Below are 21,179 nucleotides of genomic sequence, written 5' to 3' on the forward strand. Positions count from 1 at the left end.
AGCACTTGCCAACGCCTGGCAGCCCCGGGAGAACACTCATGAACGATCGACGACGCGCTTATGCCCTCGCCACCCTGACCGCCGCGTATTTCGTGATGGGCACCACGACCATGGCGGCGATCGGCGCGTTGCCGTCGATCGCCGATGGCTTGCACGTGAGCCGGGGCGCGGTGGCCAACCTGATCGCGGTGTTTGCCTTGACCTATGCGGTAAGCGCGCCGCTGATCCAGATGGTGCTGGGCGCTCTGGAGCGTCGCGCGCTGTTGCTTGGCGGCTTGAGCCTGGCCACGCTCGGTGCGTTGCTGGCCGCCGCGGCGCCCAGCTACGGCGCGTTGTTTGCCGCGCGCGTGCTGACCGCGCTGGGTGCCGCCGCGATCGGGCCGGTGGCGTCGGCGCTCGGCGCTGGCCTGGTCGAGCGCCACCAGCAGGGGCGCGCGCTGGCCGCGGTCTTCATGGGCATGACGCTGTCGTCGGTGCTCAGCATGCCGGCATCGGCCTGGGTCGCGCTCAATATCGGCTGGCGCCCCTTGTTCGTCGTGGTGGCCGGATTGAATGTCGGCGTGATCGTCGCGGTACTGGTATTCGTCAGGGTGCGCGAGGCGGGCCAGCGCATGGCGCCGCGCGACCTGGTCGGGCTGTTGCGCCAGCCGGCGATTGCCAGCGGCGTGAGCGTGGTATTCCTGCAAATGGCGGGGCTGTTCGTCAGTTACACGCTGATCGTGCCGCTGTTGCGGGAGCGCTTCGGCCTGTCCGGCGGCGAGGCCTCGAGCGCGCTGTTGGTGTTTGGCGTCGCCAGTATCGTGGGCAATGGCGTGGCTCGCTGGGTGGCCACCCGCTGGAGCGCGGAGCGGTTGCGCTGGGCGTGCTGATCGGCACTTTCGCGCTGGCTTACGCGGCGCCCGGTGTGAGCGGTGTCGCGTTTGTCGTGCTGATCCTGTGGGCGGTTGCCAACGACGTGTTCGTGCCCGCGCAGCAGCGTCGCCTGGTGGAATTGGCGCCGCAGGCGCGCGCGGTGGTTTTGGCGCTGAACGCGTCGGCGCTGTACGTCGGCATGTCGGCTGGGTCGGCCGTGGCCGGGCGCGTGTATGGCGCGGCCGGCGCCCATGCGCTGCCGCTGGCGTCGATGCTCCTTCTGTTGGCCGCGCTGGGCATGCTGCAGGTCTCGCGCCGACCGGCGCGGCCTGCGCGTGCGGCCGTCTGCCTGGACGCCGATTGAGCTCCTGGCATCGGGCGCATCAAGCCGGACTATGGGCGCGCCGGGATGACATGGATGCGCACATCGCCCAGTGCTACGGTCTGGTGCGCGCGGATCTTGCAGGTTTTGCGCGTCTCCGTGTGGCCATCGACGCTGACCGCGCCGCTGGCTACCAGCGCCTTGCCGGCGCCGCCGCTGTCGCACAGTCCGGTGACTTTGAGCAGGTCGTTGAGCGCGACGAAGTCGCCGGTCAGTTCGAATTCGAGGTGTTGCATGGCGATGGGCGCAGGGGCAGGAGCAGGGGGCTGGTATTGTCGCCTTCAAGCCGGCTGGCTGCCAAGCGCTGATTCGCTGGCGCGCGGCGCGCCCTGCCGGCGATAGGCGCGTGGGCTGAGGCCGAATTCGGCACGGAAGGCGTGATTGAAATTCGATACATCGCCAAAGCCGCTATCGAGCGCGACGTCGAGAATTTTCGCGTCGTCGCTCAACAGCCGGGCGGCGGCGTTGCGCAAGCGCGTGCGGCGCAGGTATTGATGCGGGGTCAGCCCCGTGACGCGCTCGAAAGTGCGCAAAAAGTGATAAGGACTCAGGCCCGCCTCGCCGGCCAGACCGCTCAGCGATAGGGGTGTTCCGGATCGATGCTCGATCTCGCGCACGCTCTGCGCGACCCGCGCTTCGGCGCCACGCGGCATCGCCCCGGCTGCCTCGGGCAGCGCCCAGGCCACGCGTACGGTCTGTGCGGCCAGGCGCAGGGCGAGTTCTTCCCAGGCGATGTCGCTGTGCGGTGCGCTCAGCCCGGCACAAGCCTGCGCCACGAGCGGCGCGAGGGCGCGCAGGGCAGGCAGGCTCGGGTGGCGGAACTCGGGTGTCGGGCCGCGCGCGCCAGCCTCGGCATACAGGCGCTCGAAGGTGTCGGGTGCGTAGCGAAACGCCAGGCAGCGGTCGCCCGCACCGTGCTCGTGCCCGCATTCGAAACACCGGCCGGCGTTGCCCAGCAGCACCGAACCCGGTGTCATCAGGGCCCGCCCGGGCACGCTGCGGTACTGGAAGTTGCCGGCCAGCACGATGGCGATCGATACCGTTTCGTGGCGCTCCTCGAAAGCGCGATCCTGCGGTCCCGCGGTGCATATCACGTCGTCGACCGCCCAGCCGTCGCCCTGCGCCAACCGGCGGCGCGACGCATTGCCGGCCGCGCCCGTGGTGGCGCGCCGGGAAAGTGCCTGAGCCAGTTCGAGCGCAATTTTCGCCAAGAATCATTCCCTCGTGCGGACCTATGCTGATGTTCACGCGGGCGGTGCCGACCGGCGGCAGCCGCGCGACGCGAACAGCAGGCGATGCGCCTATTTTAGGAGGTTTGACGATGCAAGTGGTGCGGGCCGCATTGGGCGGCGGTTTTCATGAGGTATTGGCGGCGCCGCGGCGAGCGCCTGAGATTCCGGCCGAACTCGATGCGTATGGGTGGCTGGTCGGCAGCTGGGCGCTCGAGGTGCAGCACTACCGGGTCGATTTGCGCGGCCGGGGCGTGACCGGCGAGGTCCATTTCGGCTGGGTGCTCGAAGGCCGCGCGATGCAGGACGTGTGGATCATGCCGCGCCGCGCGCAGCGCGCCACGGCGCCAGAGCAAGACCGCGATATGTACGGCACCACGCTGCGCGTGTGGGATCCCTTGATCGAGGCGTGGCGGGTGTCCTGGTTCAATCCGGTGGCCGGCGTGCATGAGGAGATGATCGGGCGCCGCTGCGGCGACGAGATCGTTCAGCTTGGCCGTCACGCCAACGGCACGCCGACGCGCTGGCGCTTTACCGAGATCGCGCCTGCGTCGTTTCGCTGGATCGGCGAAGCGCTCGAGGCCGACGGCAAGACCTGGCGGCTCGAAGGGGAGTTTCAGGCCAGCCGCGTCGCGCCGTGATGGTGGATCGGCTTTTTTGAGCGCCACGACGGCGCGATTCAGGAGGTGAACGATGTGGGATCATGTATCGATCGGAGTGCGAGATATTGATGTCGCCAGGAAGTTTTACGATGCGGCATTACGTCCGCTGGGATATACCTGTTTGAGCGAGTCCGGGGATATGTTGGGATATGGGCGCGACGGTGTCGCCTTGTGGATCGGCATGGCGGCGCGCCCGGTGCCGGCCGATACCGGCTCGGGGCTGCACTTTTGCCTGCGCGCACCCAATCGCGAGAGCGTAATTGCATTCCACGCCGCCGCCATGCACGCCGGCGGCACCGATAACGGCAAGCCCGGGCTGCGCGCCGATTACGGGGAGAATTATTACGCGGCCTTCGTGATCGATCCGGACGGCTACCGGCTCGAGGCTTACTGCGGTTTGCCCTGAGCCCGCGCGGCGCGATTTGCGTGTCGCCCCTGGCATGGCGATAATAGTCCCTCCAAGTTGTCAATCACGGGGACTCCAAGCAATGCCAATCCACTCGGGGCGCCTGCTCCGACGGCTAGCGCTTTCGCTGGCCGTCGGTCTGCCGGTCGTTGTGCTGCATGCCGCGCCTGATCATGATTATTTCAATTACCTCACTAAAAAATTGCACGTCGGCAGCGAGGTCGCCCGCTGCGCGCAGGCGATCACCCAGGCAGTGCGCCTGCGTTTGACCGGTCATGCGTTTGCGCAGTCCGACAGCGAGGTGCTGGCGGCGAGCGTCAGGCATCGCACGACGATTTTCTCGATCGGCCACCCGATTCCGATCGACACGGCTGTCGCGATGCCGGGGTCGCTATATGGGGAGCGGACCGGGCGCTGGGAAAATCTGCGCGTCCGTTGCGGCCTGCGCCATCATCGCGTGCGCGTGATCGAGTTCCGTCGGCCGCGCAAATCGGAGGTGGCCAGCGGCGCGGGTGCGCCGCCGCAGGCGCCGCGCTATTTCGTGGCGACCGTCAACGGCTGGATGTAGCGCGCCGTGCCGTTGGCCGGGGCCACTGCGGGCCAGGCGCGGCGGCAAACTCACGCGCTGGCGTGCCGCGGCCGCTCGAGATTCGGCAGCAGGGCGGTCAGTACGCCGATCAGCGGCAGGAACGAGCAGACGTGGTAGACGAACTCGATGCTGGTCGCATCCGCCAGTTTGCCGAGCACCGCAGCGCCGATCCCGCCCATGCCGAACGCAAAGCCGAAGAACATGCCGGCGATCATGCCGACTTTGCCGGGCACCAGTTCCTGTGCGTACACGAGGATCGCGGAGAAGGCCGAAGCCAGCACCAGGCCGATGACGACGGTCAGCACGCCGGTCCAGAACAGGTTGGCGTAGGGCAGCGCCAGCGTGAATGGCGTGACGCCCAGAATCGAAACCCAGATGACGTATTTGCGGCCGACACGGTCCCCGATCGGGCCGCCCGCGAGCGTGCCGACGGCCACCGAGAACAGGAAAATGAACAGGTAGATCTGCGCGCTCTGCACCGACAGGTGGAATTTGTCGATCAGATAGAAGGTGTAATAGGAGTTCAGGCTGGCCAAATAAAAGTATTTGGAGAAGATCAGCAGCATCAGGATGCCCAGCGAAAACAACACCTTGTTGCGCGGCAGTTCCGCGTGTCCGGCGCGGCGCGTGGCCGCCTTGCCCCGGCTGCCCTGGCGATGGGCGTTGTACCAGCGGCTCACGTGGATCAGCACGAAAATGGCCAGCAGCGCGGCCAGCGAGAACCAGGCAACGGTGCCGCGCCCATAGGGTGCGATGACCAGCGCCGCGAGCAACGGCCCGAGCGAGGTGCCGGCATTGCCGCCGACCTGAAACAGCGATTGCGCGAGGCCGTGCCGCCCGCCCGAGGCCATGCGCGCCACGCGCGAGGACTCGGGGTGAAACACCGACGAGCCCATGCCGACCAGCGCCGCGGCGACCAACAGGATGCCGAAGTTCGGGGCGGTGGCCAGCAGCAGCAAGCCGACCAGCGTGAAGCCCATGCCGACCGGCAGCGAGTACGGCTGCGGCCGGCGATCGGTGATGAAGCCCACCACCGGTTGCAGCATGGACGCGGTCATTTGATAGGTCAGGGTGATCAGCCCGATCTGGCCGAACGAGAGATCGAAAGAATTCTTCAGCAGCGGATAAATGGCCAGGATCAACGACTGGATCATGTCGTTGAGCAAATGGGAAAAACTGATGGCGCCAAGAATGCCGAAAACGGTGGCGTTTTCGGCGGCCCGGCCCGGCGGGGTCGGCGTCTGGCGGCCTTGCTTCAAACTGGTGTCCATGGCAACGGAATAACTTGGAAGAGGGTGTCAATCGGATAGCACGAGTGTAGATCATCGGGAATTCGTTGTTTTGCCAATTATTGTCGAGAACCGGACATCTCGTTGCCTGATAGTCTTTCGCTATATCCCGAATAGTCATCATTGGTGAGGACTCGGGAATCGTGTACAGTCCCCCATGAGCGGGAAGGCATTATTGATGTGATCTTGCTGCCAACGCCCTGTTTCTCGGGGCGGCACGACCGGTTTTGCATCACTGTACGAAATGCCCCTGTTTGCCGCGCCGGAAGGCGATATCGCGGCGCGGGGCGTTGGCGTGACTCACTTTTTCACTTAGCGGCGAACATGATCAAGCACTCTCGTGTCGTGCAGTGGCTGGGGACTCTGCTGGTGATGGCGCTGACGCTGGCGGTGGTGTTCGTGCTGGCGTGGCTGCGTGTGCGGGACGAGGCCAACGGCATGTTGCAGGATGCGGCGTCGCGGGCTCGCGCGGGCATCGAGCGGGTGATCGAGCAGTCGCACCGGGCGCTGGAGGGAGTCGGATCCTGGGTCGATCAGCCCTGCGCGCAGGTCGGCCCGAAGCTGCAGTCCGCCGCGGCCATGCAGCCGTATTTCCGCGCCATCGTGTTGGTGCAGCGCGGCCAGATGGTTTGTTCGTCGGCCACGCAAAGCTTCAGCCAGCCGCTGTCCAGTCTGCTGCCCGAGCCGTCCACGCGCGAGCAGATCCGCCTGCTTGGCGGGACCCCGCTGGTGCCGGGGCGGCCGGCGCTGCTGCTGTATCTGCCGGTGACCCCGACCGACGGGGTGCTCGGCTCGATCGACAGCCCTTATCTGTTCGATATCCTGGATAACATTCGCGGCCGCGATTTTCGCTGGGCGGCGGTCGGTTTTCCGGGCGGGGCGTTGAGTTCCGAGTCGCGTCGTTTGCAGCGTTCGATGCCGGCGGTCCCGGCCGGGCTGGATGTGCTCGGCGTGACGCTGGCATCGACGCGTTACCCGTTTTCGGTGCGGCTGGCGACCAGCGAGGATTTGCTCAGACGGCTGGCGTGGTCGCAGATCCCCCTGCTGATGGCCTTCGGGGCGATCATCGCGGCCTTGCTGGGCTTGTTGATGCACCGCCGTCTCAATCCCGACCAGTACGCTCGCCGGCAGATTGCCCGCGGACTCAAGCGCGGTGAGTTCAAGGTGTACTACCAGCCGGTGGTGGAGCTTTCGAGCGGACGCTGCACGGGAGCCGAGGCGCTCTTGCGCTGGCATCATCCGACGCACGGACTGGTGCGGCCCGACGCCTTCGTGCCGTTGGCCGAGAGCAGCGATCTGATCATCGACCTGACCCGCTTCGTGCTGCGCCAGATCCGCAGCGATCTTGGCGCCGGCGATCTGCCGGCAGGTCTCCAGATCAGCGTCAACCTGGCCGAACGGCATTTGCGCAGCCGCACGATCGTCAGCGACATTGCGAAGTATTACGGCACGTTGATCGGCACGTATCCGCTGACGATCGAAATCACCGAGCGTTGCGTGATCCAGGATGCGGGCACCGCGCGCGCGGTGCTCAGCGAGTTGCGGCATGCCGGGGTGACCGTGGCGCTGGACGACTTCGGCACCGACAACAATTCGCTCAGCTACCTCAAGCAGTTTCCGTTCGACTACCTGAAAATCGACAAGGAATTCCTGCCGATCTCGACCGAGGATACGGTGGCGTTGACGATTCTCGACTCGATCATCGATCTGGGCACCCGCCTGAATCTCAAGCTGGTGGCCGAGGGTGTCGAGAATTATACGCAGCGCGATTATCTGCGCGCGCGGGGCGTGCAATATGCGCAGGGCTATCTGTTCAGCCGGCCCGCCTCGTTCGCCGAGTTCGTGTATTTTGCCGACGTGCGCCAGGTGTCGGTATCCTAGGCGCGTTGCCTTTATGTCGATCCCTGATCCTGTCCTGCGATGTCCGAACCCGACGATTCCCGCCGCCCCGAGCCTGCCGCGCTGCAGCTGGAGGGCGCTCTCTGGCTGCAAAGCGAAGCCGGCAGCCTGGGCGGCCATGCCCGCATCGCCCTGCTCGAGCAGATTCGGGCGTGCGGGTCGATCACGGCGGCGGCCAAGGCCGCTGGCATGAGCTACAAGGCCGCGTGGGATGCGGTGGATGCGATGAACAACCTGGCGGGCGAGCCCCTGGTGGTGCGCTCGACCGGTGGCAAGGGCGGGGGCGGTACGGCCCTGACCGAACGTGCGATCAGGCTGATCGAGACGTTCCGCGCGGTCGAACGCGAGCACCGGAAGTTCCTCGCCCGCATCGGTGAGAATATCGACCGGTTCGACGACCAGTGGCGCCTGATCGGGCGGCTGGCGATGCGCACCAGCGCGCGCAATCAGTTATTCGGCACGGTCAGCGCGTTGCGCCCCGGTGCCGTCAACGACGAGGTCGAGCTGGCCCTGCCCGGCGGCCAGGCGGTGGTCGCGGTGCTCACGCGCGAGAGTACCGCCGCGCTGGGGCTGCGCGTGGGCAGCGAGGCGTTCGCATTGATCAAGGCCTCATGGGTCATGCTGATGAGCGGCGGCCCGTCGACCGTGCGCCTGTCGGCGCGCAACCAGCTGGCCGGCGTGGTCGGCAGCGTCACGCGCGGCGCGGTGAACGCCGAGGTGACGCTGGCCCTGCCCGGCGGGACCATTCTGACGGCCGTCGTCACCAACGACAGTGTGACCCAACTCGGTCTGGCCGAGGGCGAGCCGGCGATCGCGGCATTCAAGGCATCGAGCGTGATCCTGGGTGTGAGCGCCTGATCCCGCGACCGGCGGCGTGGCCCGCCGGCTATTGTTGCGCGCCCGGTTGCGACGCGCCCGCCGGTGCGCCGGGCTCCTGATGGTGCCAGTGGCGGTGCGTGCGATGGTGCTCTCGCCAGGCATTCATCTTCGCCATGCGGGCCTCGATGGCGGCGCTGACGGTCGCTTTTTGATTGTCGTTCAGGCCATTGTAGAACGCCAGCCACTGGTCTTCGGTATCGGCGCGCAGCCGCTGGTTGTCGGCGAAGATTTTGTCGCGCTGGGCACGCAGTGAGGACAGGTCGAGAATCCGCTGATGCTGCATCGAGTCGCGCAAGGCGCGATAACGACCCATGTTTTCGTGCTGCGCCTGGCGGTTGCGCTTCATGTGGGCGAGCGCTTGTTGCCATGCCTGTTCCTGGGGCGGCGAGAGCTTGAGCTGGTCGTGCAGCTGTTGCATCGAGCGCATGAAGTCGTGACCGTGATGCCGCGCCATCGGCGCGTGCGCGGCCACAGGTGAGCTCGGCGGCTCGGCGGCCCGGACGGTGCCCAACAGGGTCGAAGCCGCCAGCGCGACCGACGCGGCGAGTAAGGAAAGCTGGTTTTTCTGCATGATACGCACTCCAAAAAGGTGACCGGAATCGGCAGTTCCAGAGTACGTGATTGCCAAGCGGCAAATCTTGCAAAGTGCAACGGGCGTATTACCGCTGATTACACCCATGGCGTGTGGGCATATTTTGATACAACTCCTGGAAAGACCAAGGCCGGGACACCATCGGTGCGCCCGGCCCCGCTGCCTGGTGCCCGCGCTGACGCGGCGGCGCGGCGCTCAGTCCCAGGTACCGCGGCCGCCCGAGATGCTGAAGCGGCCGGCACCGAGCAGCAGCACGCACAGGCCGCTGACCAGATAGAACGCTTGCAGTTCCAGCGCCCATCCACCCGTGGGTGCGAGACTGCCAAGTTGATGCATATGCACGAGAAACAGCGCGAACAGCATGTTGATGACGACGATCAGTCCGCCGATGCGCGAATAGAAGCCGAGAATCAGCAGCACCGGTGCGACCACCTCGCCGATGTACACGAGGTACGCGACTTGCGGGGGCAGGCCGTGCGCGACGACCATCGTATGAACGAAACCGATGCCGCCGGTGATTTTTTTGACGCCGTGGAAAAGCAGCAAAATGCCCAGGTTGAGCCGCAATACCAACTTACCCAGATCGTCCGTCCCTCGCATGGTGTTGTCCCCAGTCATGATAAAAATGCCTAACTGTACCAAAACGAAATGAATCTGGCGTGTCTTTCGATTGATGAGGTATCTTGCGCGTGCGGCCCGTCCGCGCCTGCCCCGACCGGGGCTGCACCGCGAGTGGCCGGGTCGGGCGCGCGGGACTGTCCGGGGTGAAGATATCCAACGAGGAGCGATCAAGGATGGATCGAGATGCCGCACAGGCGTTGCTGGGACAGGTGCTGGCGCCGTGGGTCGGCGCGCTTGGCTTGCAGGTGGAGTCCGTGGACGAGCGGCACAGCGTGCTGCGGCTGCCGTTTTCCGACGCGTTGCGTCATGCCGGCGGGGTGGTGTGCGGGCAAGTCTTCATGGCAGCGGCCGATACCGCGATGATCGTGGCGATCTCGGCTGCCCTGGGCGGCTTTCGGCCGATGACGACGGTCTCGTTGACCACGCAGTTCATGCGTGCCGTGCGGCAGGGAGACACGCGCGTGAGCGCGCGGGTCCTGCGCCTGGGCCGCAATCTGGTGTTCGGCGAAATCGAAATCCATGACGAGAGCGGCGAGATGGCCGTGCATGCGACCACCACCTACGCGTTGCTCTAGATAGCTGTGCACCGATCCGCCGGCTGGCGCGTTGTATCGGGCAGGGAGCGCCAACGGGGGCGGGGGATGGCATGTTCGATCAAATGGTATTCGCAGGGGGCGGCAACCGCTGCTGGTGGCAGGCGGGGTTCTGGGATCGCGTGAACGTCGAGATGCCGTTGAGGCCGAGAGTGATTGCCGCGGTGTCGGCGGGCGCCGCGACCGCATGCATGTTGCATACGCGCGATGCCGACTGGGTGATGGCGTATTACCGCACCGCGCTCAAGGACAATCGCAAGAATGCTTACTGGGGCAATCTGCTGCGCCGCGAACGGGTATTTCCCCACTACCGTATCTATCGCCAGGCGCTGCTCGATATCTACGCGGGGCAGTTTGCCAGGCTGCGCGAGCAGGCGCCGGAGATTCGCGTCGCGGTGTCGCATATCCCGCGCTGGCTGGGCGCGCGCACCGCACTGGTGGCCGGGCTGCTCGCCTACAACGTCGACAAGCACGTGCGGCATGCGCTGCATCCCACGCTCGGTCGGCGCCTCGGGTTTTCCGCCGAGTATGTGCGGGTGCGCGATTGCGCCGATCTCGAGGAGTTGGCGGATCTGCTGTTGCAATCGTCCTGTACGCCCCCCTTCACGCCGGTGCTGCGGCGTGCCGGCAAGCCCGTGCTGGACGGCGGCTTGGTCGACAACGTGCCGGTCGATGCGCTCGATCCCGTGCCTGGCCATGTGCTGGTGCTGATGACGCGACGCTATCCGCGTCCGCAGATGTTTACCGTCAACCTCGATGGCCAGCAGCGCTGGTACGTGCAGCCCTCCGAGCCGGTGCCGATTTCAAGCTGGGACTATACGCATCCCGAGCTGATGCTGCCCGCCTATCAGTTGGGCCGGCGCGACGGCGAGCGCTTTTTACGTCATCTGAACGCCTGAGCCGGCGCGACTCAACGCCCGAATCCGTGCAGGGCGGCCGGATTGACCACGCTTTGGGTGTTGCCGTCGAGATAATCGATGAGGTTGCGAAAGGCCGTCTCGAAATACAGGGCATAGCTTTCCCGCTCGACGTAGCCGATGTGCGGCGTGCAGATGCAATTCTCCAGGCGCAGCAGCGGGTTGCCTTGCAGGATCGGCTCGCTCTCGAACACGTCGATGGCCGCCATGCCGGGGCGACCGCGGTTGAGCGCGGTGATCAGCGCGTTTTCCTCGATCAGCTCGGCGCGGCTGGTATTGACGAGCAGGGCGGCGGGCTTCATGCGCAGCATGTCTTCGAGGCGCACGATGTGGCGGGTTTCGTCGTTCAGGCGCAAGTGCAGCGACAGGACGTCGCTGTGCTCGAACAGCGCCTCGCGGCTCTCGGCCAGGGTATGGCCATCGGCCTGCGCGGCCTCGCGCGAGGCCGCCCGGCCCCACACCAGCACCCGCATGCCGAATGCCCTGCCGTAGCCGGCCACCAGACGGCCGATCTTGCCATAACCCCAGATTCCCAGGGTCTGGCCGCGCAATACCTGGCCCAGGCTGAAGTTGGGCGGCATGCTCGACGATTTCAAGCCCGACTGCTGCCAGGCGCCGTGCTTGAGACTGCCCATGTACTGCGGAATGCGCCGTTGCGCCGCCATGATCAGCGCCCACGTCAGCTCGGCGGGCGCCACCGGCGAGCCCACCCCTTCGAGCACGGCGATGCCGCGCGCGGTGCATGCCTCCAGGTCGATGTGGCTGCCGACCCGCCCGGTCTGGCTGATCATTTTCAAATGAGGCAGCTTGTCGATCAGTTGCGCGGTGATGGCGGTGCGCTCCCGAATCAGCACCAGTGCCTGGGCGTCGCCGATGCGGGCGACCAGTTGCCCGACGCCTTTGACGGTGTTGTTGAACACCTTGACATCGTGCCCAGCCAGCATGGCAAAGCACTCGAGCTTGCGAACGGCGTCCTGGTAATCGTCGAGGATGGCTATTTTCATAATGGCAGTCAGCGGACAGGGCGGAGCACACCCATGGTGCAGCGCAAAACTTTGGCCGCTTGCACGGTGGTATGCTGGGTCCCCTATTTTAGAGCGCACTGATGGCGCTCGGCGAGGCAAGTTTTCACCCTATTCGGCGACGGCCTCCGATTCCGCGGACGCGTTGCCCGGCCCGCGGCGAGGTATCGGCCGCCACGGGACACCAGCAACGCGCCTGGCGAGGCTTGAACAGTCTCTTTTGTTGGCGGCTTGATCCGGAAGGGTGCATCAAAGGTTTTCTTTTCAACCCTTTACGGAGATTTGTGGATGAATCAGCCTCAAATGGGTGGCGTCGCGGCGTTGAACGTGCCGGGCTATGTAAAGCATCGTGGCCTGATCGACTGGGTGGCGCGCGTCGCCGCGCTGACTCAGCCCGATCGGATCGTATGGTGCGACGGCTCGCAGGAAGAATACGACCGGTTGAGCGAGCAAATGGTGCGGCAAGGCACGCTGGTTCGCTTGAACCCGGCCAAGCGCCCCAATTCATACCTTGCATGCTCGGACCCGTCGGACGTGGCGCGCGTGGAGGACCGCACTTTCATCTGCTCGGCGCGCCGTGAAGATGCCGGTCCGACCAACCACTGGGTCGATCCGAACGAGATGCGCACGACGCTCGATGGCCTGTTTGCCGGCGCGATGCGCGGCCGTACCCTTTATGTGGTGCCATTCTCGATGGGGCCGCTGGGCTCGCCGATCGCCCATATCGGCGTCGAGCTGTCGGACAGCCCGTACGTGGTGACCAATATGCGCATCATGACCCGCATGGGGCGCGAGGTGTACGACGTGCTGGGCGAGCACGGCACCTTCGTGCCCTGCGTGCACAGTGTGGGCAAGCCGCTGGCTGCGGGCGAGGCCGACGTGCCGTGGCCTTGCAACGATACCAAGTACATCGTGCATTTTCCGGAATCCCGCGAAATCTGGAGCTTTGGCTCCGGCTATGGCGGCAACGCGTTGCTCGGGAAAAAATGTTTTGCGTTGCGCATCGCCTCGACCATGGGGCGCGACCAGGGCTGGCTGGCCGAGCACATGCTGATCCTTGGCGTGACTTCGCCGCAGGGCAAGAAGTATCACATTGCGGCGGCGTTTCCCTCGGCCTGCGGCAAGACGAATTTCGCGATGCTGATCCCGCCCAAGGGTTTCGAAGGCTGGCGCGTGAGCACGATCGGCGACGACATTGCGTGGATCAAACCCGGCAAGGACGGCCGTCTTTATGCGATCAACCCCGAGGCAGGTTACTTCGGCGTGGCGCCCGGCACCAGCGAGAAGACCAATTACAACGCGCTGGCCACCCTCAAGGACAACGTGATCTTTACCAACGTCGCGCTGACCGACGACGGCGACGTGTGGTGGGAAGGCCTGACCAAGGAGCCGCCCGCGCACCTGATCGACTGGCAAGGCCGCGACTGGACGCCGGAAATCGCCGCGCAGACCGGGCGCAAGGCAGCGCATCCGAACGCGCGCTTCACGGCGCCTGCCGCGCAATGCCCATCGATCGATCCGGACTGGGAAAACCCGGCCGGCGTGCCGATCGACGCGTTCATTTTCGGCGGGCGGCGCTCGACCACGGTGCCGCTGGTGAGCGAGGCGCGCACCTGGACCGAAGGCGTCTACATGGCCGCCACGATGGGCTCGGAGACCACGGCGGCCGCAGCTGGCCAGCAAGGCGTGGTGCGCCGCGACCCGTTCGCGATGCTGCCGTTTTGCGGCTACAACATGAGCGATTATTTTCAGCACTGGCTGGCGCTCGGCGAGAAGCTGGCGGCGGCCGGCGGCAAGCTGCCGAAGATTTATTGCGTCAACTGGTTCCGCAAGAATGCCGATGGCGAGTTCGTGTGGCCGGGCTTTGGCGAGAACATGCGCGTGATGAAATGGATGCTCGAACGTATCGAGGACAAGGCCACGGGCACCGATCATCTGTTCGGCATCTCGCCTCGTTACGAAGATCTGGACTGGGCCGGCCTGACGTTCACCGAGCAGCAGTTCGAGCAGGTCACCTCGATCGACCGGGATGCGTGGCGCCATGAGCTGGCGCTGCATGGCGAGCTGTTCGAGAAGCTCAAGCACGGCATGCCGGAAGCGCTGCTGCAGGCCAAGGCCCGACTGGAGGCGCAACTGGGGGCTTGAGGCCGCTGGTTGTTGCCATGACACAAAAAAACCCGCGGCATCGATGCTGCGGGTTTTTTGCGTATGGTGCCTCAGAGAGTCTTGGAGAAGCGCTGCGCCGGCTGCGCGGCAAGATAGCGATCGAACACCATGCAGATGTTGCGTACCAGCAGGCGCCCAGCCGGTCGCACGCGCAGCCGGTCGGGTTCGATGGCGAGCAGGCCGTCGGCCTCGAAGGCGCGCAGTCGTTCGAATTCGTCGCGGAAGTAGTCGGCGGGGTCGATGCCGAATTGCGTCTCGAGCGGTTCGAGCGGCAATTCGAAGTGGCACATCAACTGGTTGATGACGGCGCGGCGCAGCAGGTCGTCGTCGTTGAGCATGATGCCGCGCGTGACCGCCAAGCCTTCGGCGTCGATGGCATTTTGATAGTCGGGCAGAACTTTGAGATTTTGTGCGTAAAAATTACCTATCTTGCCGATGGCGGAGACGCCCAGTCCGATCAGATCGCAATCGGCATGGGTGCTGTAGCCCTGGAAATTCCGGTACAGGGTGCGATTGACCTGCGCCTGGGCCAGCTCGTCATCGGGCCGGGCGAAATGGTCCATGCCGATATAGACGTAGCCGGCCTCGCCAAGGCGCTCGATCGAGGTCTTGAGGATTGCCAATTTCTCAGCCGGGCCGGGCAGCGCCGACTCGTCGATTTGCTGCTGCATCTTGAAGAACTGCGGCAGGTGTGCGTAGTTGAACACCGACAGCCGATCGGGCGCCAGTTCCAGCACCGCATCGAGGGTGCGCGAAAAGCTGGCGACCGACTGGTGCGGCAGGCCGTAGATCAGATCGAGGCTGATCGAGCGGAATCCGGTCTGGCGTGCGGCGTTCACCGTGGCCTCGGTCACGGCGCGCGGCTGAATCCGGTTGACGGCGCGCTGCACCTGCGGATCGAAGTCCTGCACGCCCACGCTCAGCCGGTTGAAACCTAGCTCGCGCAGCAGGGCGATGGTGTCGGGGCTGGCCTCGCGCGGGTCGACCTCGATCGAGTATTCGCCCTGGTCGTCGCCCAGCAGCTGGAAATGAGCGCCCGTGACGGCCATCAACTCGCTCATTTCGTCGTGCGACAGAAACGTCGGCGTGCCGCCGCCCCAGTGCAATTGCGCAATCGGACGCCGCGCGCCATCGAACAGGGCGGCCTGCGCAGCGATTTCGCGGTACAGGCGATCGAGGTAGGGACGGGTGCGGGCGCGGTTGCGCGTGATGACTTTATTGCAGGCGCAGTAGAAACAGACGGTGTCGCAAAACGGCAGATGCATGTAGAGCGACAGTGGTTGCCCGCTCTGACGGTTCTGCGCGGCCGCCTGGCGATATTCGGCGGCGCCGAAGCGGTCGTGGAATTGCGGCGCCGTGGGGTACGAGGTGTAGCGCGGCCCGTTGAGATCGTACTTGCGCAGCAGCGCGGGGTCGAACAGGTCGTCCACGGAGAGTGCTTCGGATGGGTTGGGCATGTGCGCGGGGATGTGCCGACAAAATGGATTAATAGACAAACTTTAGTGCAGATTCATCGTATGCACCTTAACTTTAGTCAAGAAAGGAAGGCGTAATGGCGCAGCCGACGCGTTGACGCGCCTTCCTGTAAGATTTCGTTTTGTCATCGCTGGCGCGGCCCGAAGGGTCGTCGAATATTTCATGGATCGCTTGCAGTCGATGCGCGTTTTCGTCAAGGTGGCCGATAACGGCAGTTTTGCCCGAGCTGCTGCGCAGCTCGATTTGTCTGCCGCAGTGGTCACGCGCCATGTCGCGGAGCTGGAATCGCATTTGGGCGTTCGCCTGCTCAATCGCACGACGCGCAGTCTCTCGCTCACGGGGGCCGGACAAGCGTATTTGGAGCGTTGTCGGCAGATTATCGACGAGGTCGAGGAGGCCGACGCGATGGTCTCCAGCGCGTCCAGCGAGCCCAAGGGCGTGCTGCGCGTGGTTGCGCCGGTGTCGTTCACATTGCGCAATCTGGCGCCGCTGATGCACCGTTATCAAAAGCAACACCCGCAGGTGCTGGTGGATCTGACCCTGACGGATCGGCCGTTCGATATGGTCGAAGAGGGTTATGACGTCGGCATCGTCGCCGCGCATATGGTGCAAAGCGAAACGCTGATCACGCGGCTGTTGTCGGAGACCTGCGTCTTGGTGTGTGCGTCGCCCGGCTATCTGGCCGCGCACGGCACGCCGAACACGCCGCACGACCTGGCGCAACACGCGATGCTGGGCATGCCCAGCGAGATTTTTGGAAACGAGCGGATTTTCACCAGCGCGGATGGAGAGGAAATTCGCATCCAATTTCAGAATCAGTTCATCTGCAACAACACCGCCATGCTGCGCCAGAGCGTATTGCTCGGGCACGGTATCGCGTTCCTGCCCTCATATTTGGTCGGCAGCGACCTCAAGCATGGCGATATGGTGGCGTTGCTGCCCGACTATACGCTGCCGACATTCGACGTGAACCTGGTCTATCCGAGCCGCAAGCACCTGTCGGCGAAGATTCGCACGTTCATCGACATGACCGTGGAATGCTTCCGCCAGGCCGACGCCAAGCCGCGTACCGATTGCTGGCTGGCGCAGCGCGAAGGCGGCATCGCCATGCCTGCTGCTGGGGAAGACTGGCAGCAATCGGTGCGCTAGCGCCGCTATTTCGCCGGCGCGCCCGGCGCAACCCGATTACTCGTCGCTTGGCCCGGCCGATTCATCGCCGGCGGCGCGCTTGGTGCGCCGGGCTGGCGTTTTCCTGGCGGTCTTGACGGCCGCTGCGGCCTTGCCCGGCGTGGCTGCGGCCGTTTTGCGCGGCGCCTTCTCCTCGAACTCGAAACCGATCTTGCCGTCTTTTTGCTTGGCCAGATAGGCCTTGAAAGTGCGGCCGGTGCGAGACGATTTGAAGTTCGGCAGCAAGTCGGTTTTGCCGTCGGACAGCAATTTTTGGAATTGCTCGCGTGAGATCTCCTGCTGCAGGATCACTTTGCCAGAGGTGAAATCGCAGGTCTTCGGTTGGGCGACGCTGTTTTCGCACACGTAGCGCATGCCGTGCTCGTAGACCTTGCCGCCGCATTTCGGGCAGAGACCAAGCGGCTCTTGTGCCGAAAAATCGGGGGGCTCGCCGTTTTCGTCGCCGCTGTCCTGACCGAAGTCGAATTCCAGCTTATATCCGGCCTCTTTATCTTCGACGAGCTTGAGAATGGCCGAGAACGGCCGGCCCATTTTGCTGCGAAAGCCGGTCAGCGGACCAATCTGCTTGGTTTTCAGCAATTCCTCGACTTCCGGGATTTCGAATTGCCGGCTGCCCGGGATTTTCGAGATCGAGAAGGCACAGTTGGTGCAGGCAAAGCGTCGATAGTTCTCTTTCACGACGCCGCCGCAATTCGGGCAGGGGCTGGTCAGCGTGGCATAGTCGCCCGGCACCGTGTCGGAGTCGTATTCCTTGGCGCGCTTGACGATGGTCTGCGTCATTTGCGCGATTTCCTGCATGAATGCGTCGCGCTTGAGCTGTCCGCGTTCGATTTGCGAGAGCTTGGCCTCCCACTCGCCGGTCAGTTCGGGCAATGTCAATTCGTCGACGCCCAGGCCTCGCAGCAATGTCATCAACTGGAAGGCCTTGGCGGTGGGGTGCAGTTCGCGCCCCTCGCGCACCAGATATTTTTCTGTCAGCAGTCCTTCGATAATGGCAGCGCGTGTCGCCGGCGTGCCCAACCCCTTGCCTGCCATCGCCTGGCGGAGCTCGTCGTCCTCCACCAGCTTGCCGGCGCCTTCCATTGCCGAGAGCAGCGTGGCTTCGGAGTAGCGTGCAGGCGGCTTGGTCTGCAGGCCGACGGCCTCGATGGCGTCGGTTTTGACTTTTTCGTCTTTGGCGACCGGCACCAGATTGCCGCTCTCGCCGTCCTTGGCCGATTTGTCGTCGGCAGCAGGTGCCGATTCCTTGCCGTAGACCGCGAGCCAGCCGGCGGCGACCAGCACCTTGCCTTCGGTTTTGAACCGATGTCCGACGACCTCGGTGATGCGCGTGGTGACGAGGTATTCGGCCGCCGGGAAGAACACGGCGAGAAACCGTCGAACCACCAGGTCGTAAAGCTTCTGTTCGGGCTCGGACAGATTTTTCGGCGCCTGCAGGGTCGGGATGATGGCGAAGTGATCGCTGATCTTGCTGTTGTCGAAAATGCGCCGGTTCGGCTTGACCCAACCCGCGCTGAGAATCTGCTTGGCGAACGGGTTGTAGTTGTTGCTTTCCTTGAGGACTTCGAGCGTTTCCTTGACGGTCGCAAGGTAGTCTTCGGGCAGCGCGCGCGCGTCGGTCCGGGGGTAGGTCAGGACCTTGTGTTTTTCGTAGAGCGCCTGCGCCAGGCCCAGCGTGTTCTTGGCCGAGAAGCCGAAGCGCGAGTTGGCTTCGCGTTGCAGGCTGGTCAGGTCGAACAGCAGCGGCGAGAGCTGTGTGGACGGTTTGGCGTCTTCCGTCACGGTACCCGGCTTGCCGCGGCAGGCGGCGACCACCGATTCGGCGGCGGCCTGGCTCCACAGGCGCGAATCGCGCTGTTCAGGGTCGAATTCGTTGCGCTTGAACTGCGGGTCGAACCAGCGCCCTTCGTAAAATCCGGCGGCACAGACAAATTGCGCCTTGACTTCCCAGTAGGCGCGCGACACGAACTTGCGGATCTTTTCTTCCCGTTCGACGACGATCGACAACGTTGGCGTTTGTACGCGCCCAACGGTCGTCAGGAAAAAGCCGCCGCCCTTGCTGTTGAAGGCAGTCATGGCGCGCGTGCCATTGATGCCCACCAGCCAGTCGGCTTCCGAGCGGCTGCGCGCGGCGTCCGCCAGCGGCAGCATGTCGGCGTCGTCGCGCAACTTGGCGAAACCGTCGCGGATCGACTGCGGGGTCATCGACTGCAGCCAGAGTCGCGTGACCGGTTGCCTGGCCTTGGCGTGCTGGACGATCAGCCGGAAAATCAATTCACCCTCGCGACCCGCGTCGCAAGCGTTGATCAGGCGGTCGACGTCTTTGCGCTTGATCAGCCGGGTCAGCACTTTCAGGCGCGACTCGCTCTTGGCGATCGGCTTGAGGTCGAAATGCGGCGGAATGACCGGCAGATGGGCGAAGCTCCATTTGCCGCGCTTGACTTCATATTCTTCGGGCGCGCCAATCTCCAGCAGGTGACCGACGGCGGAGGACAGCACGAAATCGTCGCTCTCGAAATAGTCGTCGTGTTTGGTGAAGCCGCCCAGGGCCCGCGCGATGTCATTCGCGACGGACGGTTTTTCAGCAATGATCAGGGCTTTTGACATGACGTTCTATAGGGTTTCGAGGGACGGCCGGACTGTATTCGATCGCTTTATAACATACCGGCGCACGCTGGGCCGGCATCCGGGGCCCAGACGCGGCACATAATAAGCGCCGTTTTATCAATCGGCAAGCATGGCAGCGACGGGCCGGCAGGCGATGGGCGGTGCTCAGCGGGCGCCGGTTGCGGTGAGGTGGGCGCGCAGATCGGGGGCCTGCGGCGTATCGCTGCCGAGGGTCGCGGGATCGTTCAGCATGCGCTCCAGGATATTGGCAAATGGCAACACGGTGCCAAAAAAACGAGGGCGATGTTCGTCCTGAATCAAGATGGTCGGGAAGTTTTCGATGTCGTGATCGTCGAGCCAATCGCCATGATCTTCGATATCGACCCAAACGAAACACATCTCGGGATGGCTGTCGGCCAGCGCATCGAAGGCTTGCTGGTATTCGCGGCAGGTACCGCACCATGCCGCGCACAGGCATGCGACCAACAGCGTATCCGGCGTGTTGAGCTTGGCGATGATGAGGTCACGCTGGGCGACGGGGTCGAGAGCAGCCATGAAAAACGTGTCAAATCTGGGTGGTGCGCTGGTAAAGTCCGCCAGGCAGGCGGGTCACGGCGCCCTCCAGCTCCAGCGCCAACAGGCGTCTTTGCATTTGCGCGGCCGGCACGCCGGTTTGCTCGCACAGTTGGTCGACGCTCACCGGATCATACCCCAGCGCCCGCAGCAAGGTGTCGTCGCTGGCCGGGCCGTCATGACCCGGGCGAGCCAAACTGGGTCGAAGCGGCATCAGCCTGGCGGGCGGCGCGCATGGCGCCTCGCCGGCGGCCCAGCGCAACTCCTCGAAAATGTCCTGTGCGGTCTCGACCAGCTTGGCGCCCTGCTTGAGGAGTTGATGACACCCCTTGGCCAGCGGCGAGTGGATCGAGCCCGGCATGGCGAACACCTCGCGCCCGAGTTCGGCGGCCAGCCGCGCGGTGATCAGCGAACCGGATTGGGCGGCCGCCTCGACCACCAGCGTGCCGCGGCACAGCGCGGCGATCAGGCGGTTGCGGCGCGGAAAGTGATGGCTCAGGGCCGGGGTGCCGAGCGGAAATTCCGACAGCAGCACGCCGTCGGCCGCGATACGTGCAGCGAGCGTGCGATGTCGCCCGGGATACACGATATCGAGGCCGGTGCCCACGGCCGCCGCGGTGCTGCCCGCCGTGCCCAGGGCGCCTGTGTGGGCTGCCGCGTCGATTCCCAGGGCGAGGCCCGATGCGATCGTCAGGCCGGCGCCGCCGAGAGTGCGTGCAAAGGCCTCGGCATTGGCCAGGCCCTGAGGCGTCGCATGGCGGCTGCCGACGATCGCCACGCCTGGGCGGCTCAGCCTTGCGAGTTGTCCCTTGGCATAGAGCACGGGCGGCGGATCCGCGAGATCCAGTAGCGCGGGCGGGTAGTCGGGGTCGGCCAGGGTGAGGAAATGATTGCCTGGTTCGGCCGCCCAGGCTGCGGTGCGGGCCGCCAGCGCTTCGAAGGGCTGGTCAGGCCGGGCCAGCAGGGCAGCGGCCAGGCGGGGCGGCACGACCGTGGCGAGCGTGCGCGCGGATTGCGCGAAGATCTGGGCGGGCAAGCCGAACGCCGCAAGCAATTTGCGGGCGAATTCGGGGCCCACGCCAGCAGTGTTCATCAAGCGCAGCCAGTCGCGGATTTCATCGGCGGAACTGGGCATGGCGGCGCGGGTGGTTGGCGCTGGCGGCGGCGGGCGGCCAGGCGAGCGCTGTGCTAAAATTTTCCATTATCCAATATATGAAGTTGCGAGCCATGCGCGGGC

The 21,179-nt window shown here is 64.8% G+C and carries 21 protein-coding genes; 11 read left to right on the forward strand and 10 right to left on the reverse strand.

Annotation, left to right across the window (positions count from 1 at the left end; all coding sequences use genetic code 11):
* Positions 1–38 precede the first annotated feature (38 nt).
* A complete protein-coding gene (locus EPN80_RS00200) occupies positions 39–869 on the forward strand; it encodes an MFS transporter (RefSeq protein ID WP_293022152.1) in 831 nt (276 codons plus the stop codon).
* On the forward strand, positions 863–1,216 hold the full coding sequence (locus EPN80_RS00205) for an MFS transporter (RefSeq protein ID WP_293022154.1): 354 nt from the start codon (positions 863–865) through the stop codon (positions 1,214–1,216). The genes EPN80_RS00200 and EPN80_RS00205 overlap by 7 nt, the downstream gene beginning before the upstream one ends.
* A gap of 29 nt (positions 1,217–1,245) precedes the next feature.
* Here EPN80_RS00205 and EPN80_RS00210 read toward each other — a convergent pair whose 3' ends face one another.
* Together EPN80_RS00210 and EPN80_RS00215 are read right to left on the reverse strand one after the other, a co-directional pair.
* Positions 1,246–1,470 (reverse strand): RNA-binding S4 domain-containing protein, encoded by a 225-nt coding sequence (locus EPN80_RS00210; RefSeq protein ID WP_047215488.1) that lies wholly within the window; start codon positions 1,468–1,470, stop codon positions 1,246–1,248.
* Between the two features lie 45 nt (positions 1,471–1,515).
* Entirely contained in the window at positions 1,516–2,445 is a 930-nt protein-coding gene (locus tag EPN80_RS00215) for a helix-turn-helix transcriptional regulator (RefSeq protein ID WP_293022159.1), read from the reverse strand.
* 110 nt (positions 2,446–2,555) lie between these two features.
* Here EPN80_RS00215 and EPN80_RS00220 point away from each other — a divergent pair, with 110 nt between their 5' ends.
* The 3 genes from EPN80_RS00220 to EPN80_RS00230 all read left to right on the forward strand — a co-directional run bounded on the left by EPN80_RS00220 (position 2,556) and on the right by EPN80_RS00230 (position 4,099).
* Complete coding sequence (locus EPN80_RS00220; RefSeq protein ID WP_293022162.1) at positions 2,556–3,104, forward strand: hypothetical protein; 549 nt, start codon at positions 2,556–2,558, stop codon at positions 3,102–3,104.
* 52 nt (positions 3,105–3,156) lie between these two features.
* Positions 3,157–3,531 (forward strand): VOC family protein, encoded by a 375-nt coding sequence (locus tag EPN80_RS00225; protein WP_293022164.1) that lies wholly within the window; start codon positions 3,157–3,159, stop codon positions 3,529–3,531.
* A gap of 82 nt (positions 3,532–3,613) precedes the next feature.
* On the forward strand, positions 3,614–4,099 hold the full coding sequence (locus tag EPN80_RS00230; protein WP_293022166.1) for a hypothetical protein: 486 nt from the start codon (positions 3,614–3,616) through the stop codon (positions 4,097–4,099).
* Positions 4,100–4,149: 50 nt separating this feature from the next.
* Here EPN80_RS00230 and EPN80_RS00235 read toward each other — a convergent pair whose 3' ends face one another.
* Positions 4,150–5,391 carry an MFS transporter gene (locus EPN80_RS00235; protein WP_293022168.1) on the reverse strand — a complete coding sequence of 414 codons (1,242 nt, stop codon included), beginning with the start codon at positions 5,389–5,391 and terminating at the stop codon, positions 4,150–4,152.
* A gap of 342 nt (positions 5,392–5,733) precedes the next feature.
* Between EPN80_RS00235 and EPN80_RS00240 the strand changes: the two genes are divergently transcribed.
* Together EPN80_RS00240 and EPN80_RS00245 are read left to right on the forward strand one after the other, a co-directional pair.
* Positions 5,734–7,290: an EAL domain-containing protein gene (locus EPN80_RS00240; RefSeq protein ID WP_293022170.1), complete on the forward strand. Its 1,557-nt coding sequence runs from the start codon at positions 5,734–5,736 to the stop codon at positions 7,288–7,290.
* Positions 7,291–7,329: 39 nt separating this feature from the next.
* Entirely contained in the window at positions 7,330–8,166 is an 837-nt protein-coding gene (locus EPN80_RS00245) for a TOBE domain-containing protein (RefSeq protein ID WP_293022172.1), read from the forward strand.
* Between the two features lie 28 nt (positions 8,167–8,194).
* Here EPN80_RS00245 and EPN80_RS00250 read toward each other — a convergent pair whose 3' ends face one another.
* Both EPN80_RS00250 and EPN80_RS00255 read right to left on the reverse strand, forming a co-directional pair.
* Positions 8,195–8,758: a periplasmic heavy metal sensor gene (locus EPN80_RS00250; RefSeq protein WP_293022174.1), complete on the reverse strand. Its 564-nt coding sequence runs from the start codon at positions 8,756–8,758 to the stop codon at positions 8,195–8,197.
* 216 nt (positions 8,759–8,974) lie between these two features.
* Positions 8,975–9,379 carry a DoxX family protein gene (locus tag EPN80_RS00255; RefSeq protein WP_293022402.1) on the reverse strand — a complete coding sequence of 135 codons (405 nt, stop codon included), beginning with the start codon at positions 9,377–9,379 and terminating at the stop codon, positions 8,975–8,977.
* Positions 9,380–9,573: 194 nt separating this feature from the next.
* Between EPN80_RS00255 and EPN80_RS00260 the strand changes: the two genes are divergently transcribed.
* Both EPN80_RS00260 and EPN80_RS00265 read left to right on the forward strand, forming a co-directional pair.
* A complete protein-coding gene (locus EPN80_RS00260; protein ID WP_293022176.1) occupies positions 9,574–9,975 on the forward strand; it encodes a PaaI family thioesterase in 402 nt (133 codons plus the stop codon).
* 71 nt (positions 9,976–10,046) lie between these two features.
* The gene (locus EPN80_RS00265) at positions 10,047–10,892 is read left to right on the forward strand and encodes a patatin-like phospholipase family protein (protein WP_293022178.1); all 846 of its coding nucleotides are present in this window, start codon (positions 10,047–10,049) and stop codon (positions 10,890–10,892) included.
* Between the two features lie 11 nt (positions 10,893–10,903).
* On the opposite strand, the gene EPN80_RS00270 is transcribed toward EPN80_RS00265, so the two are convergent.
* The gene (locus EPN80_RS00270) at positions 10,904–11,914 is read right to left on the reverse strand and encodes a D-2-hydroxyacid dehydrogenase family protein (protein ID WP_293022180.1); all 1,011 of its coding nucleotides are present in this window, start codon (positions 11,912–11,914) and stop codon (positions 10,904–10,906) included.
* 306 nt (positions 11,915–12,220) lie between these two features.
* Between EPN80_RS00270 and EPN80_RS00275 the strand changes: the two genes are divergently transcribed.
* Entirely contained in the window at positions 12,221–14,077 is a 1,857-nt protein-coding gene (locus EPN80_RS00275; RefSeq protein WP_293022183.1) for a phosphoenolpyruvate carboxykinase (GTP), read from the forward strand.
* Positions 14,078–14,148: 71 nt separating this feature from the next.
* Here the strand turns inward: EPN80_RS00275 and hemN are convergent, their stop codons facing one another.
* Positions 14,149–15,555: an oxygen-independent coproporphyrinogen III oxidase gene (gene hemN / locus EPN80_RS00280; RefSeq protein ID WP_293022185.1), complete on the reverse strand. Its 1,407-nt coding sequence runs from the start codon at positions 15,553–15,555 to the stop codon at positions 14,149–14,151.
* A 181-nt stretch (positions 15,556–15,736) separates the two neighbouring features.
* Between hemN and EPN80_RS00285 the strand changes: the two genes are divergently transcribed.
* Positions 15,737–16,723 (forward strand): LysR family transcriptional regulator, encoded by a 987-nt coding sequence (locus EPN80_RS00285; protein WP_293022187.1) that lies wholly within the window; start codon positions 15,737–15,739, stop codon positions 16,721–16,723.
* Between the two features lie 36 nt (positions 16,724–16,759).
* Here EPN80_RS00285 and EPN80_RS00290 read toward each other — a convergent pair whose 3' ends face one another.
* From EPN80_RS00290 to dprA, 3 genes are all read right to left on the reverse strand, one after another.
* Positions 16,760–19,369, reverse strand: a complete 2,610-nt coding sequence (locus tag EPN80_RS00290) for a DNA topoisomerase III (RefSeq protein WP_293022190.1) — start codon at positions 19,367–19,369, stop codon at positions 16,760–16,762.
* Between the two features lie 165 nt (positions 19,370–19,534).
* The gene (locus EPN80_RS00295; RefSeq protein ID WP_293022192.1) at positions 19,535–19,924 is read right to left on the reverse strand and encodes a thioredoxin family protein; all 390 of its coding nucleotides are present in this window, start codon (positions 19,922–19,924) and stop codon (positions 19,535–19,537) included.
* Positions 19,925–19,934: 10 nt separating this feature from the next.
* Positions 19,935–21,077 carry a DNA-processing protein DprA gene (gene dprA, locus EPN80_RS00300; protein WP_293022194.1) on the reverse strand — a complete coding sequence of 381 codons (1,143 nt, stop codon included), beginning with the start codon at positions 21,075–21,077 and terminating at the stop codon, positions 19,935–19,937.
* Positions 21,078–21,179: the final 102 nt, after the last annotated feature.

This window comes from Pandoraea sp., assembly GCF_004297875.1.
In the GTDB taxonomy this organism is placed as follows: Bacteria; Pseudomonadota; Gammaproteobacteria; order Burkholderiales; family Burkholderiaceae; genus Pandoraea.

Bases quoted from the DNA above. Each gene is read 5' to 3' on its own strand.
- EPN80_RS00200 (WP_293022152.1), top strand. From the start codon at position 39: ATGAACGATCGACGACGCGCTTATGCCCTCGCCACCCTGACCGCCGCG.
- EPN80_RS00210 (WP_047215488.1), bottom strand. From the start codon at position 1,470: ATGCAACACCTCGAATTCGAACTGACCGGCGACTTCGTCGCGCTCAAC.
- EPN80_RS00220 (WP_293022162.1), top strand. From the start codon at position 2,556: ATGCAAGTGGTGCGGGCCGCATTGGGCGGCGGTTTTCATGAGGTATTG.
- EPN80_RS00225 (WP_293022164.1), top strand. From the start codon at position 3,157: ATGTGGGATCATGTATCGATCGGAGTGCGAGATATTGATGTCGCCAGG.
- EPN80_RS00230 (WP_293022166.1), top strand. From the start codon at position 3,614: ATGCCAATCCACTCGGGGCGCCTGCTCCGACGGCTAGCGCTTTCGCTG.
- EPN80_RS00235 (WP_293022168.1), bottom strand. From the start codon at position 5,391: ATGGACACCAGTTTGAAGCAAGGCCGCCAGACGCCGACCCCGCCGGGC.
- EPN80_RS00240 (WP_293022170.1), top strand. From the start codon at position 5,734: ATGATCAAGCACTCTCGTGTCGTGCAGTGGCTGGGGACTCTGCTGGTG.
- EPN80_RS00245 (WP_293022172.1), top strand. From the start codon at position 7,330: ATGTCCGAACCCGACGATTCCCGCCGCCCCGAGCCTGCCGCGCTGCAG.
- EPN80_RS00250 (WP_293022174.1), bottom strand. From the start codon at position 8,758: ATGCAGAAAAACCAGCTTTCCTTACTCGCCGCGTCGGTCGCGCTGGCG.
- EPN80_RS00255 (WP_293022402.1), bottom strand. From the start codon at position 9,379: ATGCGAGGGACGGACGATCTGGGTAAGTTGGTATTGCGGCTCAACCTG.
- EPN80_RS00260 (WP_293022176.1), top strand. From the start codon at position 9,574: ATGGATCGAGATGCCGCACAGGCGTTGCTGGGACAGGTGCTGGCGCCG.
- EPN80_RS00265 (WP_293022178.1), top strand. From the start codon at position 10,047: ATGTTCGATCAAATGGTATTCGCAGGGGGCGGCAACCGCTGCTGGTGG.
- EPN80_RS00270 (WP_293022180.1), bottom strand. From the start codon at position 11,914: ATGAAAATAGCCATCCTCGACGATTACCAGGACGCCGTTCGCAAGCTC.
- EPN80_RS00275 (WP_293022183.1), top strand. From the start codon at position 12,221: ATGAATCAGCCTCAAATGGGTGGCGTCGCGGCGTTGAACGTGCCGGGC.
- hemN (WP_293022185.1), bottom strand. From the start codon at position 15,555: ATGCCCAACCCATCCGAAGCACTCTCCGTGGACGACCTGTTCGACCCC.
- EPN80_RS00285 (WP_293022187.1), top strand. From the start codon at position 15,737: ATGGATCGCTTGCAGTCGATGCGCGTTTTCGTCAAGGTGGCCGATAAC.
- EPN80_RS00290 (WP_293022190.1), bottom strand. From the start codon at position 19,369: ATGTCAAAAGCCCTGATCATTGCTGAAAAACCGTCCGTCGCGAATGAC.
- EPN80_RS00295 (WP_293022192.1), bottom strand. From the start codon at position 19,924: ATGGCTGCTCTCGACCCCGTCGCCCAGCGTGACCTCATCATCGCCAAG.
- dprA (WP_293022194.1), bottom strand. From the start codon at position 21,077: ATGCCCAGTTCCGCCGATGAAATCCGCGACTGGCTGCGCTTGATGAAC.